We start from the raw sequence: 15,356 nt of genomic DNA, 5'->3' as shown, positions 1-15,356 counted from the left end.
TCAGGGCAGCGGGTCCGGGCCCGGCTGCGGGCTCGTGGGGCGGGAGGGCGGCGGGGTGTCCGGGTCGGTGGGCGCGGCTTCGAAGACCGGGGCCAGCTCCGGCAGGCCCAGGCTGCGCAGCGCCTCGGCCAGCGTGCTCCGGGGACGCCGCGTGCCCGCCGTCCGCAGCACACCGGTCAGCGGCCGGGCGTCCGCGACGACCAGCGCCGCGGCGATGGCCTCCGCCGCGTCCCGTACCTCCGCGAACTGCGCCACCCGCCTCGTACCGCCGCCCGGCAGCAGCGGCCCGCCGTCCGCCGCCGCACCGCCTGCCGCCGCGCCACCGCCCGCCGTCGAACTACCGCCCGCCACCGCCCCGTTCGCGCCCCCCGGCGACGTGCTCTGCGTCAGGTCCCGCACCGTCGCCGTCACCGACGCCGGCGCCGCACCCGCCGCCTGCCACGTGAACTCCGCCGTCCGCTCCCCGCACCGGTACACCGCGATCGCCGCCGCGCCGTCCGCCGCGTACATCGCGACCGCCGGCCACCCCTCGCCCCGTGTCATCGCCGCCGCGGCGGCGAGCAGCGCGTCCGGCGACGGCGGTTCCCCCGTCTCCGTACGGCCCCGGGGCCACCGCACGGGCACTCGCACCGGCACCCGCCCCGGCGTCCGGCCGCCCGGCTCCGCGCGCCGCCGGGCAGGCAGTTGGGCGCAGGTGCGGGCGCCGCCCGTGGCGGTCAGGCGCAGTCGCAGGCCCGCCGCGTGCGCCGCCTTGTCGACCGCCGGCGGCGGGGCCGTGCAGACGATGATCCCGGCGTACGGGACCGGTGCCGGCGCGGCGCCGGTCCCGGGCGGCCCGAAGGCCGCCCCGGGACCCGGGGCGTTGTCGGGCCGGGGGCCGAACAGCGGGACGGACCGGGCGAGTTGGGCCCGTACCTCCTGACGGGCCAGGAGGAAGCGGCGGCGGATGGCCTCCGGGTCGTCGCCGGGCTGCGCCCAGGGCACGCGGCGGGCGTCCGAGCCGATGGCGCGGAACACCTCAAGCGCCTCGTCCCAGCGCCGGGTGCGGACGAGGGCGGCGGCAAGGCAGTTGCGGAAGCCCGCAGCCTCGGGGTCGCCGGGCTCGTAGTGCGCGGACAGCTCAAGCGCGCGTTCGACCGCCCAGGTGGTGGGCGAACTGGGCAGCTCGCCGGCGTTCGGCCCGCCGGGCAGCCCGCCGCGTTCCCGGCACGCCAGCACCACGGCCTCCAGCGGCAGCGCGTGCAGCAGCGAGCCCGGCAGCGCCTCCTCCGCCGACTCCTCCGCGAAGACCATCAGTTCCTCGACGTCCGCGTCCCCGACGAGCGCGAGGTAGCGCAGCGCCGCGAGGTGCGCGCCGTGGTGGCCGGGCGCCCGGACGACGGCCTCGGCGAACCGGGAGACGAACGCCTCCCGCGGCGCCCGTACGGCGGTGGCGTGGTCGAGGGCGATGCGCCACGGCACGGGGTCGCGGGGCGCCTTCGCCGCGGCCAGCCGGACGAGGGGCAGCACATCGCGCAGCACCGCCCGGGCGTCGGTGGCGGCGAGCCCGCCCGGCCGGTCCGCGTCCCGGGGCGGCCGTTCGCCGCCGGCACCGGCCGCTCCGGTACGGGGATCGGTGCCGGCCCCCGCCGTCGGGCCCCCCGGCCCGGCGCCGGGGGCGGTCCTCGCGCCGGCGCCCGGCCGGCCGTACCCGGGTCCCGCGCCCGGCACCCCGTATCCCGGGTGTCCCGGGTATCCCGGCCACGACTCCGCGTCGGCCACGCCGGCTCCCGCCCCGTCCGGCCCGTCCGGCCCACCGCCCCGGCCGGCGCCGGTCCCCGGGCCGTCGGCAGACGCGGTCCCGGGGCCTGCCCCGGGGCCCTGCGCGCCCGCCCCGCCCCGCCGCCGTACGCACCAGCCCTCGAACCGCCGCCGCCGCGCCGCCTGCTCCTCCGCGCGCCGCGCCCGCAGCAGCCGCTCCGCCTCGATCGCCGCCGCGTCGCCGCACCCCGGGTCCCACTCCCGCCACCGCCGCAGCCACGTGTCGTCGGTGAGGGCGGCGGTCGCCAGCTCGGCGATGTAGGTGTCCCGCCGCTCCCACTCCGCCGCATGCCCCACGGCGGCGAGGAGTTCGCCGGCGGGGCGGAAGTCGCCGTCGCCGGCGGCCGGGAGGACCGCGCGGACGCGGTAGTCGACGGCGTCGAGCAGGACGTCGTCGTCCAGGGGCAAGTCGGCGCCGACCCAGGAGTAGTGGCGCACCACGCGCGGGAACGTCACCAGCGGCCGGAGGAAGTGCATGACACTGCATTCAAGGCCATTCGGACCTCTGCCTTCCATACTCCTACGGTGACGATCCGATATCCGAAAGCGGAGCCCGCCCGCCCGCACACAGAATGGTTTCAGCAGGATCGGTGGGAGGGGCGGTCCGGGTCAATCCGTTCGCACCGGTCACCCGGTCGCGTCCGGGTCCCGTGACCGCCGCGGCGCCCGGTTCGTTGAACGCGGTGCGGACCGGATGCAGGGGACAGCAATCCGGTCCCGACAGGGATACGGCCGGCCCCGGGGACGCCCGGGCCGGCCGTTCCCCTCCCGGCGGACGGCTCATGGCGTACGGCGGGAGGCGCACCGCCTCAGCGCGGCCCTTCACAGCCCGGCCCTTCACAGCCCGGCCCTTCACAGCCCCGCCCTTCACAGCTCCGCCCTCAGCGGAACCGCAGCGCCTTCAGCGCCCGCAGCCCCCGGGTCATGAACGCCACGTATCCCTTGTCGTCGTACCGCAGCGGCCCCAGTGCGAACGGCGCCAGCGGCACCACCCGCTGCTGCGCCACCGTCTGCGACTCGGTGTACTTCAGGATCCCCTCCGACCCGTGCCTTCGGCCGAGCCCGGAGTCCTTCATCCCGCCCATGGGCGACTGCACGCTGCCGTACGCGGCCCCGTAGCCCTCGTTGACGTTCACCGTCCCGGTCTGCAGCCGCGCCGCGATCCGGCTGCCCCGGCGCGCGTCCTTCGTCCACACGCTGGCGTTCAGCCCGTACGGCGTCGCGTTGGCGCGGGCGACGGCGTCGTCCTCGTCGCGGAAGCGGTAGACGGAGACGACGGGCCCGAAGGTCTCCTCGTCGCAGACGGTCATGCCGGGCTCGACGCCGTCCAGGATCGTCGGCTCGTAGAAGTACGGGCCGACGTCGGGCCGCGCCCGCCCGCCGACCAGCACCTCGGCGCCCTTGCCGACCGCCTGTTCCACGTGCCGGGTGACGGTCTCCAACTGCTGGCCGCTGACGAGCGAGCCCATGTCGGCGCCGAAGCCGAGGGTGTTGCCCAGGCGCATGGCCTTCGTCCTGGCGACGAAGCGGGCGAGGAAGGCGTCGGCGACCGACTCGTGCACGTACAGCCGCTCGACGGAGATGCACAACTGCCCCGCCGACGCGAACGCGGCGCGCACCGCGCCCTCCGCCGCCTTCTCCACATCGGCGTCGGCGAGCACCAGCATGGCGTTCTTGCCGCCGAGTTCCAGCGAGGCGCCGACGAGCCGGGCCGCGGCGCCCTGGGCGACCTCGCGGCCGGTGCGGGTGGAGCCGGTGAAGGAGACGTAGTCGGCGTGCCGGACGATCTCGGGGCCGACGACGGGGCCGGGGCCGACCACGACCTGCCACACGTCCTCCGGCAGCCCGGCCTCCACCAGCTTCCGGCGCGCCCACAGGGCGGTCAGCGGGGTCTTGGAGTCGGGCTTCATGACGAGCGCGTTGCCCGCGGCGAAGGCGGGCAGGGCGTCGCCGACGGAGAGTTCGAGCGGGTAGTTCCAGGGCGCGATCTGGCCGACGACGCCCCGCGGGTGGCGCAGCTCGGTGACCTTCGTCAGCGTCGGCAGGGCGCCGGTGTGGCGCCGGGGGCCGAGGTAGGCGGGGGCCCGGCGGCCGTAGTGGCGGGCGGCGACGGCGACGGCCTGCACCTCCTCGTGCGCGTGCAGCCGCGCCTTGCCGGTCTCCAATTGCACGAGGTCCAGGACCTCGTCCTGGTGCCGCAGGAGCAGGTCGTGGAAGCGGAGCAGCACGGCCGCCCGTTCGCGTACGGGCCTGGCCGCCCAGGCGCGCTGCGCGGCGCGGGCGCGCTCGAACGCGGCCTCGACGTCCGCGGGCGCCGCCTCCGGCACGTCGGCCAGCACCTCGCCGGTCAGCGGGCAGCGGACGGCGACGGTGCCGGAGCCGGCGACGCCGCGGGTCAGGCGCTCGACGAGCGCGGGCGTGACGAACTCGGCGGCGACGGCGCCGGCGGTGCGGGCGCCGTCGGAAGCGGAAGCGGTGGGGTTGCCTGCGGCGGTCTCCGTCATACGGCCGAGGGTAGGACCCCCGCGGGGCCTTTGGATACCTGCCGGTAACCGGATTCCGCCAGCAATTGCTGGCTCATACGTGCGGGGCGGCGCGGGCGCGCCGCCCGGCGGCGCCCCGGCCCCGCCCAGGCGCCGCGCCCCGCCCCGTCACAGGTCCTGGATCTCCAGCGAGTCCATGACCCCGTCGAAGACCCGCTCGCCGTCCCGCTTGCCCTCGCCCGCGGCCGGCATCTCCACGGTCAGGTGCCAGCCGATGTTGTCGTCGTTGACGTAGAAGAACTCCCGGCTGCGCATCTCGGCCTCGTCCTCGAAGCCCGCGTCGCGGGTCCAGGTCTCGGTCATCTCGGCGGCCTTCTTGCCCCGGTAGTCGTACTCCGTGACCGAGCCGTCGACGTCCTCGCTCAGTGCGGAGCATTCGAGGTCCTCGCCCTTGTCGCAGGCGAGGGAGTCGTTGGCCTCGCTCAGCGCGCTGTCCGCGGTGCCGGAGTAGCGGGTGAGCCACAGCTTGGGCGAGCCGCCCGGGTCGGTGTACGTGACCGTGTCCTCGTCGACGCTGCGCTTGAAGTCCTCCGGCACCGCCAGCTCCGCCTTGAGCTGCTCCGTCTCGTCGTACGTCCGCCAGCCCTCCGGTGCGCCGTCGCCGCCGCCGAACGGGTTCGCGACCACCAGCACCAGCGCCGCCACCACGGCTATCGCCCCGCCCAGCACGCCCAGCCGCCCGCCGCGCCCCTTCGGCAGCGCCGCGGCCAGCTTCCCGCCGCGCCCGCCGGCGGACCCGGCCGCGCCGCCCGGGACCGGGGCGATCATCGTCGGCGCCGGCGCCGGCCGGGCCACCGCCTCAAGCTGCCGGCGTACCTCGTCCGGCGCCGGCCGCGACGCCGGGTCCTTGCGCAGCAACTGCATCACGACCGTGCCGAGCGCCCCGGAGCCGCGCGCCGGCGCCGCCGGCTCGGCGGAGAGCACGGCCTGCAGCGTCGCCGGCGCGGTCTGCCTGCGGTACGGGGACATGCCCTCGACGGCCGCGTACATCACCACGCCCAGCGACCACAGGTCCGACTCAGGACCCGGCCGCTGGCCGAGCACCCGCTCCGGCGCGATGTACTCCGGCGACCCGACGAACGCCCCGGTCTCCGTCAGCCCCTGCTCCCCCTCGATCTGCGCGATGCCGAAGTCGGTGAGCACGACGCGGTCGTGCCGGCCGAGCAGCACGTTGTCGGGCTTGACGTCGCGGTGCAGGATCCCCGCCTCGTGCGCGGCGGTCAGCGCGCCGAGCACGGCGCCGCCGATGCGCGCCACCTCGCGCGGGTCGAGCGTGCCCTCGGTGAGCTGGTCGCCGAGGGAGCGCCCCCGGACCAGCTCCATCACGATCCAGGGGCTGCCCTCCTCCACCACCACGTCGTGCACGGTGACGACGGAGGGGTGGTCGATCCGGGCGGCGGCGCGGGCCTCGCGCTGCATCCGCTCGTACGCCGTCTGCCGCGTCCGCTCGTCGAGATCGGCGGGCAGCCGGGGCTCCTTCACGGCGACGTCGCGGTCGACGACCTCGTCGTGGGCCCGCCACACCGTGCCCATGCCGCCGACGCCGAGACGGGCGGCGAGGCGGTAGCGCCCGCCGATCAGCCGGCCCGCCGCGGGATCGGCGACGACCTGCGTGGCCGCGGGCTCCTGCGCGACGCCGTTGGCGTTCTGCTGCGGTGGCCGCAGGCCGTAGCTCGTGGGCTCGTCCCCCACCTGTTCCCCCTCGTCCGTCATCCCACCATCAATAGCGCACGTGCGCGTGGTCGCTCCTGCGGATATCAGCTCTGTAGAAAACGTGCGACATCGGCGGCCTCCGCCGTGACATCCGCCGCGACCCGCTCGGGGACTTCGGCGTCCATGCGGACCTGCACGTTTCCCTTCCGCGGGCGGGTCCAGGTGCCGACCGCGCGGCCATTCACGGTAACAGCGGCGCGGATCTGGCCGCCGCCGGGTCGGACGGCGCGGACGGACTCCGGGGGGATGGCGGCGTCGCGGTCGCGCCAGCCGAGCCAGTAGTCGTCGTAGGCGGGGAGAAGCCGGACGTCGGGGGCGGGCGGAGCGGGGAGATCCGGCAGGCGGGCGGCGTACGGGCCTTCGGGGCGGGACTCGGGCGCGGAGCCCGGCACGTCCGCGTCCGGCGCGGGCGGAGCGCCCGGGGCCGGGGGGCCGGGCTCCGGGGCACCGGGCTCCGGGGCGCCGGTCGACGGGGCGCCGGTCGACGGGGTGCCGGTCGACGGGGTGCCGGTCGTCGCCTCCGGCCATACCCGGCGTGCCGCGCCCGCCGGGAGGCCGGACCAGGCGGCGAAGTCCTCCGGCCCGGCGGGTCCGTGGCCGCGCAGGTAGCGGCGGACCAGTTCGCGCACCGCGGCGTCGCCGGCCGGCTGCGGGCCGGACGGCGGCGGCAGCCAGTCGCGCAGCGCGACGTACGTGGGCTCGCCCGCGCGCAGCGGCCCGTGGCAGACCAGCCCGGCGAGCACCGCCCTGCGGATGACGTGGATCGGCGCCTGCCCGGCCGGCTCGACGCCGACGCGCGCGAGCCGCTCGGTCAACTCGGCGCGGGTCAGCGGTCCGTGGGCGGCGACCGCGTCGGCGACGACGCGCTCCGCACGCTCGCACAGGTCCTCGTCCAGTCCGAGGTCGCGGTAGCGCCGCGCGGCACGGGAGATGAGGCGGGGGCCATAGAGCGCGAGCAGCCAGGGCACGTCGGCCGCGGGCACGAGGTGCAGCGTGCCGCGCATGAACCACCCGCGGAACAGGGTCCGCCGCTCCTCCAGCGCCTCGCGCACGGCGGTGCGGGTGAGCCCGTACGAGCGCGCCCGCAGCCCGAGCGCCGCGGCCTCCACGTCCTGCGCCTGCACGGCGAAGACGCGCTCCACCACCTCCTCGGCGCCGGCGCACCGCACGCCCCCGGCGACACACTGCGCCCGCGCCCGCGCGAGAAGGACGCCGGGGCCGGTCACGGGCCGGGCCTCTCCGCGGCGCGGCACAGGCCCGCGCCACCGGCACGCGCACCGGCGCCGGAACGGCCCCGCGCCCCCGGCGGGTTACCCGTCATCCGTCCTCTCCCCGTCGGTGCCCCGTCAGTGCCCCGTCACCGCTGCGCCCACCGGCCCCGTACCGCATACGCCACCGCGCCCGCCGCCAGCACCCCCGCGCCCGCCGCCACCGACACCGGCGGCAGCGAGAACGCCAGCACCACGCACCCCGCGAGCCCCACCGCCGGCACCACGCGCGGCGGGCGGCCCTCCTGCGGACTCAGCGTCCACGCCGAGGCGTTGGCGACGGCGTAGTACAGCAGCACCCCGAAGGACGAGAACCCGATCGCCCCGCGCACGTCCACTGTCGCAGCCACCACTGACACCACCACGCCGACCGCCAGCTCCGCCCGGTGCGGCACCTGGAACCGCTCGTGCACCGCCGCGAGGCCGTGCGGCAGGTGGCGGTCCCTGGCCATCGCCAGCGTGGTGCGGGAGATCCCGAGGATCAGCCCCAGCAGCGCCCCCAGCGCCGCCACGGCCGCCCCGACCCGCGCCACCGGCTCCAGCCAGTCCGCGCCCGCCGCCGACGCCGCGTCCGAGACCGGCGCTGTCGCGTGCGCGAGACCGCCGGGGCCGAGGACGGCGAGGACGGCCACCGCCACCGCCGCGTACGCGACGAGCGTGACGCCCAGCGCCACGGGCACGGCGCGCGGAATCGTGCGCTCCGGGTCGCGTACCTCCTCGCCGAGCGTGGTGATGCGCGCGTACCCGGCGAACGCGAAGAACAGCAGCCCCGCCGCCTCCAGCACCCCCCGCACCGAGGCGTCGTCGCCCGGCCGCAGCCGGTCCGCCTCGGCGCCGCCGCTGGTCAGCGCCGCCACGACGACCGCGGCCAGCACCGCGAGCACAATGGCGACGATCACCCGGGTGAGGAGCGCGGACTTCTGCACCCCGCGGTAGTTGACGGCCGTCAGCGCGACGACGGCGGCGACCGCGACGACGTGCTTGTGCTCCGGCCAGGCGTACGCGCCGACCGTCAGCGCCATCGCCGCGCAGGACGCGGTCTTGCCGACGACGAACGCCCACCCGGCGAGGTAGCCCCAGAACGGGCCGAGGCGCTCGCGGCCGTAGACGTAGGTGCCGCCGGAGGCCGGGTAGCGGGCCGCGAGGCGGGCGGAGGAGGTGGCGTTGCAGTACGCGACGACGGCGGCGGCGGCGAGGCCGATCAGCAGCCCGGAGCCGGCGGCGCGGGCGGCGGGGGCGAGAGCGGCGAAGATCCCGGCGCCGAGCATGGCGCCGAGACCGACGAGCACGGCGTCGCCGACGCCGAGGCGGCGGGCGAGCGGGGTGGCCTGGTCGGACATGGGTGGAGGGTAGCGGAGGAAGGTGACAGGCAAGGGGTGCGCTGGTCCCGGACAAGGAGGCAAGTGGCGCGTACGGGAGTGAACGGGCCACCGGGCCCGCGCAGCGGGCGAACCGCGGGGCCCCGCCTCACGCGGGACCCCGCTGCCGGCCCGGCCGGCTCATCCCGTGGGCCGGTAGCTCTCCGCCGCGATCCGGTGGAACCGTTCAACGTCCGCGTTCTCGCCCTCCGGCCCGATCAGCAGCAGCACGTGGTAGCTGTCGCCCCAGATCATCGCCAGGTTGCGCGCGTGCACCTGCCGCCCGCTGCCGTCCGTCCACTCGAACTCGCCCTCGGCCATCACCTGCTGACCGACCTCGATCCGCCGCAGCCCGTCGGCCTGCGCCCACGCGGAGTCGCGGTACTCGTCGAGCTCCGGCTCGCTCTGCTGCTGGTACGCCATCGGGTCGCTGCCGAACTCGCCGACGCCGTCGCGGCCGGGGACGACGACGAGTTCGTAGTCCCCGCTGGCGTAGCGGACCTGACCGTCGCTGCCGCCGACGCGCTGCCAGTCCTCGCGCACGGCGACCTCGAAGCCCGCCGGGTCCTCGCGGAGCACGAAGCCGTCGGGCAGCTCGGAACCGGCGCCGCCGCCCTGGTCGCCGTCGTTCGGCCGGTCGGGGTCGTCGTCGGGCTCCTTCGGCTGCCGGCGTTCCTCGGGCTCGTTCGGGTCGCCGGAGCCCGCGGGCGGCGCCTCCTGGCCCTCCGGCTCCTCGTTGGGGCCGGCGCCGACGACGCCGCGCTGGTCGCGGCTGCCGGCCTCGTCGGCCTGCGGCATGAACATCGCCGCGTACGCGATGGCGCCGGCCATGGCGACGAAGATCAGCGCGATGAGCGTACGGCCGAGGCTGCGGGGCCCGCGCGGGCCGCGGCGCGCACGGCGTTTGTGCCGCGCGTGCACCGGCACCGGCGACTTGCTGGCGCGCCGCCGGCGCATCAGCTCGCCGCGCCGCCGCAGTATCGGCAGCCGCCGCGGATCGCCGCCGCGGCCGGTGCCGTACTGCGGCACGGTGACCGTACGGCTGCCGATGCCCGGCTCGGGCGCGGTGCGGATCAGCGACCGCAGCCAGCCGCGCAGCTCCTCGAAGTCCGGCCGCTCCGTGGGGTCCTGACGCAGCAGCGACTCCACGACGGGGCGCAGGGCACCGCACTCCTCGGCGAGCGCGGCGGGCTCCGAGCAGACGAGCTGCACCAGCTCGGCGACGTCCTCTTCGGGGTACGCGGAGTGCCCCTGGACAGCGCGGAAGAGCAGCGCGCCGAGCGCCCACAGGTCGGCGGCGGGGCCGACGGGGGGCGCGAGCTGCCAGTGCTCGTGGACGGGCCCGGCCTGCTCGGGCGCCCAGCGCTCGGTGACGGCGCCGACGACCTGCATCCGGGTCTGCCGGGCCCGCTCGGCGGCGAGCCGGGTACTGGGCCCGGGATACCGCGCGGCCCCGCCGGCCACGGGCCCGGGCGCCTCGTCGCGCGGCACGGGCACGGCCTGCGCCCCGACGGGCACGGCGATGGAGGCACCGGGCCGCACGCCGGGCAGGCTGCCGCCGTAGGAGGCGCCGCCGGGGAGGGAGTCGGACAGGGAACGGGGATCGGGCTCGGCAAAGTCGGCGGGCCGGGCCCGGGAGCTGCCGTAGGCACCGGCCCCGGAGCCGCCGGGCGCGCCGTACGCGGCGGGGTCACCGGGTGGACGGGAGCTGCCGGGGCCGTGAGAGCCGCCGTGGCCGCCACCGGAACCACCGGGCCCGGGACCCGAACCGGGTCCACCGGGACCGCCGTAGGCACCGGAACCGCGGCCACCGGCCTGCCCGGCACCGGGGTACTCCCCGGAGCCGCGGGCCCCGGGGCCGGAGCCGCCGGGAGCGCCGTACGCCGCGGGGCCACCGGGCGCGGGGCCCGAACCGGGTCTGCCATGAGGGGCGCCGGGCCCGCGAGAACCGCCGGCGGCGCCCGGACTGCCGTAGCCCGCACCGGAGCGGCCCGAGGAACCGGCCCCGCCCGCACCCCCGGAGGAAACGCCGGGACCACCGTGAGCCCCGACCGGACCCGCACCCTGGTACGGGCCGACTCCAGGCGCACCGCCGCCACCCGGCCCGCGCTGGCCACCGGGCGCGCCCGTGCCGTACGAACCAGGCCCCACCGGCATACCGCCAGACGCGCCAGCGCCGCCACCCGGGGCCGTGCCCCCGTACGTACCGGGGCCGCCGGGCGCGGGGCCGGCGCCGGGCGCGCCGGGCGAGACGGGGCCGCCCGGGCGCGGTGCCGGGCCGGCGGGGGCCGCGCCGGTGCCCCGGTAGGGGCTGGGCGCACCGGGGGGCGGGGTGCCGTACGGGTCCGCGGTGCCGTACTCGTCGTAGCCGTCCTCGCCCGCGTCGTTCGGCAGGTCGTCCCAGGGGGCGCCGGCATCGGGCGAACCGGCCGCCCGCGGGGCCGGGTTGGCACCGCCCTGCGCCGGACGGTTGCCGCTGAGCTCGATGCGGTCGCTGTACGTCGGACCCGCGCCGCCCGCCCTCGGGGGCCGGCCGGCCTCGGGTGTACGCGCCGACTGCCCCGGCACCACCGGACGCCCGGGCCCCTGCACCCGCGGCCCTCCGGCACCACCACCGCCGGCACCGCCGGCGAGCCGCGCCTCGGCGGCTCGCGTACCGGCCTGGTAGGCGGCCATCACCCCGGCCCGCGCCGCGGGCGTACCGTCCCCGGTCTGCTGCCCGCCGCCACCGGCGGGGGCGGACCCGGATCCACCGCGCAACTGCCCGCCGGTCCGGGACGGATCGGCACCGGAGGGCTGTCCCCCGGCTCCGTGCCGGGCCGCCGGCACCGCCGGATTCCCGTACCCGGGCACCCCGCCTCCGTGCGTTCCGCCCTGCGGGCCGCCATGCCCGCCGCCCGGGCGACCGCCCACCGGCCCGCCGGCCTGCGGGCGTTGGGACGGCGCACCGGCCTGCGTCGGCTGCCCCGGTCCCCGACCGCCCGGCACAGCGCCACCCGGGCCACCGCGCTCGTCCCCCGCCGTCCCACCCGGCACGCCGCTCTGCGGCCCGCCCCCGTACGGCCGTTGAGCCGGGCCACCGCCCGGGCCCCCCGGGCCCGCCGCGCGGCCCCCGGGCCCCCCGCCCGCCGCACCGGCAGCCGGACCGCTCTGCTGCCACGGGCCGAACGGCCAGCCGTCCTCGCCCTCGTCCTGCTCATCGGACCCGTCACCGGCACCCGCGTCACCGCGCGGCCCGTCCGCCGCGTCCGGCCGGCCGCTCCCCGCCCCGTACGGAGCCGAGCGCCACACCTCGTCGTCCTCGTCGTACGGCGGCGTGCCGTACGGGCCCGCACCGCCCCGCGCGTTCGCACCGTCGTCGGGGCCGGCGTCCCACGCCGGCGGTAAGACACCGCCCGCCCGCTGCCCGATCTCCCCACGCGGACCGTCCTGCGAAGGGCCCTGCGCCGGCAGGAACCCCGTCGCCGGGTCCGGGAGTTGCGGCAGTCTGCCGTCCGGCCCCGGTCCCGGCCCCTGGTCCGAGTCCGCCGCCGGCACGCCGGGGCGCGGCCCCGGGCTGCCCGAGGGGCGCGGGGGTTCGCCGCGGCCGGGCGGCGGGGGCAGCGGGTCGTACCCGCACAGCGCCTCTTCCGCCGCGCCCGACGCCAGGCCCGTCAGGACCACCCGGCCGTCGTCGCAGACGAGCACCGTGCGGGTCGTGATGTTGCGGTGGGTCCAGCCGTGCGCATGCAGGGCGCGCAGCGCCGTGAGGATGTCCGCCGCGACCTCCGCCCCGCGGTACGGGCTCAACGGCCGCTCCTCCAGCAGCCCTTCGAGCGTCCGCGCGGGCACCAGCTCGCTGACGATCCAGAGGCTGCCGCCCTCCTCGAAGACGTCGAAGACCTGCGCCAGCCGGGGGTGGTCGGGGATCGCCGCCGCCGCGCGGGCCGCGTCCATCGCACGCTGCACCACCACGCTGGCCGCGCTCCGGCCCGCCCCCTCGCCGTACCCGGAAGGGTCGGCGCCGCGCCCGCCGTCCTCGATCAGCTCGGCCTCGACGATCTCCGGCAGCGGCACCTGTCCGATGAGGACGTCCTGCCCGCTGTACGTGTCGAAGGCGCGCGTGTGGATGGGTTCGGCGTCGACGGCAGCCGGTAGCCGGTAACGGTCGGCGAGCACTCGGCCCGCGTAGTCGTCCACGAACGCCTCCCCACAACCGCGCAATGAGCCTGAGACCGGGCCAAATGCGGTCGGTAGTCAGCCTGGTCCGGATGCGTACGGTCCGCGAGACATCACGATACGTGCTCGACGGTTGGTCTGCGCCCTGCTCGCGCCGGTTAGTCGGCCGGCTTGAAGGATTCAAACGCCGTGTCACGCAGCCCGCGGCACTCCGCGCCGTTCCACTCGCTCTCCGGGCAACTGATCATTATCGCGTAGCCGTGGGTGCCGTCCACGACGAAACCGCGGTCCAGAACCCTTATCCGCTGACCGTCCTGTATGCGGCTGAACTGCCAGTCCGCGACGGTGGGATAGCCGCGCCACTCGACCTCCTTCATCGAGATCTTGCGGTAGCCGGGGCTGGTCGAACTCACCGCGCCCTCTATGTCCTGCCAGTTCGCCAGCGCGCCGCCCGGGGTGTTGTTGGGCGAGGACGTGAAGTCGATCTGCACGCGCGGGAATCTGGACGATCCGCTGAATATGGCGCCACCGCCGCCGGGCGAGGTGGCGGTGCGCTGCCAGCCGTCGGGGAGGGCCACGGAGAAACTGAACTGCGGCTCGGTGAGCGTCGCGTAGCCGGCGGGTACGGCGGCGTGGTCCTTGCCGGAGCCTGCGCCGTCGTCGTCCTTGTCCTCGTCGGACCCCGGGCCGGAGCCGGAGGAGTCGTCGTCGGCGGCGTCATCGTCGTCGGCGGAGTCCTGCTGGCGCTTGTCCTCCTGGGCGTCGTCCTTGCCGGAGCCGGCCTGGTCCTTGCCCTGCTTCCCGTCCTTGCCGTCCTGCCCGTCCGCGCCCGCGCTCTGCCCGCTGTCGCCGGACGAGCCCGAGTCGGATTCGCCGCCGCCGAGCGCGACGGCGAGCACGGTACCGAGGACCGCCAGCGCCACCACCGCGGCGATGACCGCGAGCGTGCGCCGGGGCAGTTCCGCCACCCGGGCCGCGAACGCACCGGCGCCCGCCTGGGCCCGGGCCGCAGAAGCGCCGCCCGGCCGCGGTGCGGTGCCGCCGGCCGTCGTACGGGCGGAAGGGCCCTCGCCGTCGTACGCACCGGCCCCCGCCCCGCGCCCACCGGACCCCGAACCGGCCGCCCCCGCGCCCGCTCCGGAAACCCCGGCCCCGGTCCCGGACTGCCGCGGCGGCGAAGCCGGCCGACTGGGCGCCCCGGGCTGGGACTCCGGACGCTGCTGCGGCGGCAGAGACGGCAGCTGGGGCAGGGCCGGCACGCCGGCCGGAGCCGCCGCCTCCGCGGCAGTACCGGCACCGGCTGCCGCACCGGCGCCGAGCGCACCCGCGCCCGCAGCCGTCCCGGCCCGCCCCGGCCCGCCCGTGCGCTCCGACTTCTTCCGCGCCGTCTTCTTCCGCCGCGCCGGCGTCTGGGCCGGTGCCGCGCCCAGCCCGTCGTCGGCCTCGGGCCGCGCGTCCGGCACCACCGGCAGCGGCACCATCTTCGTCGGCGCCGTCGCCGCCGAGGGCTCGCCCGGCACGTCCTCCGGCGCGTCGATGACCGCGCGCAGCAACGCCCGCGCGCCCGCGTCGTCCAGCCGCTCGGCGGGGTCCTTGCGCAGCAGCCCGTAGATGCAGTCCTCCAGCGGACCGGCATTCTTGGGCGGGTCGACGGGCTTGGTCATCACCGCGGTCAGGGTCGCGATGGCCGACCCCAGGTCGTACGGAGGGTGCCCCTCCACCGCCGCGTACAGCAGCCCGCCGAGGGACCACAGGTCGGCCGCGGGCCCCGGCCGCTGGCCGCGGGCGCGCTCGGGCGAGATGTACGACGGGGCGCCGACGAGCATGCCCGTCGTGGTGATCGACGGGTCGCCCTCGACCAGCGCGATGCCGAAGTCCGTGAGCACGACGCGGCCGTCGTCGGAGATGAGCACGTTCGACGGCTTCACGTCGCGGTGCAGGATGCCCTCGCGGTGGGCGGAGCGCAGCACGTCGAGCACGGCGAGGCCGACCTCGGCGGCGCGCCGCGGGGTCAGCGGGCCGTCATCGCGGGTCACGTCGGAGAGCGAGCGGCCCTCGATGAGCTCCATGACGATCCACGGGCGGTCGTCCTCGTCCACGACGTCGTAGACCGTGACGGCGCCGGTGTTCCTGATCCGGGCGATCGCCTTGGCCTCGCGGAGCGTTCGCGTGATGAGGCGGCGCTTCTCGTCCTCGTCCACGCTGGCGGGAAGGCGCAGCTCCTTGACGGCCACCGCGCGGCCCAGCACCTCGTCCGTGGCACGCCAGACGGTGCCCATGCCACCACGGCCGAGCACCTCCCCGAGCCGATAGCGGCCGGCCACCAGCCGACCCGTCGCGCCGTCCCCTTCGCGCCCCATCGATCCCCTCAGCGATTCACCCCGGCAGGACCTCCATTGTGTCTTATCGCACGGACACCCCTGCCCGCCGGGCGACGTTTGACCTGATCGATCTTCCGCTGCACCCGGCCCTGTCTGCGGCGTTCACGTCGCCCAAGTCCGTTGAGCCGCATGCTT

The 15,356-nt window shown here is 77.2% G+C and carries 7 protein-coding genes; all 7 read right to left on the bottom strand.

Features of this window, described 5'->3' with window-relative positions; genetic code table 11:
- Positions 1-2,277, bottom strand: a complete 2,277-nt coding sequence (locus tag B124_RS19555; RefSeq protein ID WP_496504163.1) for a hypothetical protein — start codon at positions 2,275-2,277, stop codon at positions 1-3.
- Positions 2,278-2,681: 404 nt separating this feature from the next.
- Positions 2,682-4,304: a succinic semialdehyde dehydrogenase gene (locus B124_RS19550; RefSeq protein WP_496504162.1), complete on the bottom strand. Its 1,623-nt coding sequence runs from the start codon at positions 4,302-4,304 to the stop codon at positions 2,682-2,684.
- 147 nt (positions 4,305-4,451) lie between these two features.
- Complete coding sequence (locus B124_RS19545; RefSeq protein ID WP_496504161.1) at positions 4,452-6,056, bottom strand: serine/threonine-protein kinase; 1,605 nt, start codon at positions 6,054-6,056, stop codon at positions 4,452-4,454.
- A 44-nt stretch (positions 6,057-6,100) separates the two neighbouring features.
- Positions 6,101-7,282, bottom strand: coding sequence for a winged helix DNA-binding domain-containing protein (locus tag B124_RS19540; protein ID WP_496504160.1), 1,182 nt, complete (start codon positions 7,280-7,282; stop codon positions 6,101-6,103).
- A gap of 131 nt (positions 7,283-7,413) precedes the next feature.
- A complete protein-coding gene (locus B124_RS19535; protein ID WP_496504159.1) occupies positions 7,414-8,664 on the bottom strand; it encodes an APC family permease in 1,251 nt (416 codons plus the stop codon).
- Between the two features lie 159 nt (positions 8,665-8,823).
- On the bottom strand, positions 8,824-12,861 hold the full coding sequence (locus B124_RS19530; RefSeq protein ID WP_496504158.1) for a serine/threonine kinase C-terminal domain-containing protein: 4,038 nt from the start codon (positions 12,859-12,861) through the stop codon (positions 8,824-8,826).
- 137 nt (positions 12,862-12,998) lie between these two features.
- On the bottom strand, positions 12,999-15,200 hold the full coding sequence (locus tag B124_RS19525) for a serine/threonine-protein kinase (RefSeq protein ID WP_496504157.1): 2,202 nt from the start codon (positions 15,198-15,200) through the stop codon (positions 12,999-13,001).
- Between the last annotated feature and the right edge of the window lie 156 nt (positions 15,201-15,356).

The sequence above is a fragment of the Streptomyces sp. CNP082 genome (assembly GCF_059570535.1).
This window is presented reverse-complemented; position numbering and strand designations above follow the sequence as displayed.

Excerpts from the sequence above, each read along its gene's own strand:
- B124_RS19535 (WP_496504159.1), bottom strand. The coding sequence starts at position 8,664 with ATGTCCGACCAGGCCACCCCGCTCGCCCGCCGCCTCGGCGTCGGCGAC.
- B124_RS19525 (WP_496504157.1), bottom strand. The coding sequence starts at position 15,200 with ATGGGGCGCGAAGGGGACGGCGCGACGGGTCGGCTGGTGGCCGGCCGC.
- B124_RS19555 (WP_496504163.1), bottom strand. The coding sequence starts at position 2,277 with ATGCACTTCCTCCGGCCGCTGGTGACGTTCCCGCGCGTGGTGCGCCAC.
- B124_RS19550 (WP_496504162.1), bottom strand. The coding sequence starts at position 4,304 with ATGACGGAGACCGCCGCAGGCAACCCCACCGCTTCCGCTTCCGACGGC.
- B124_RS19545 (WP_496504161.1), bottom strand. The coding sequence starts at position 6,056 with ATGACGGACGAGGGGGAACAGGTGGGGGACGAGCCCACGAGCTACGGC.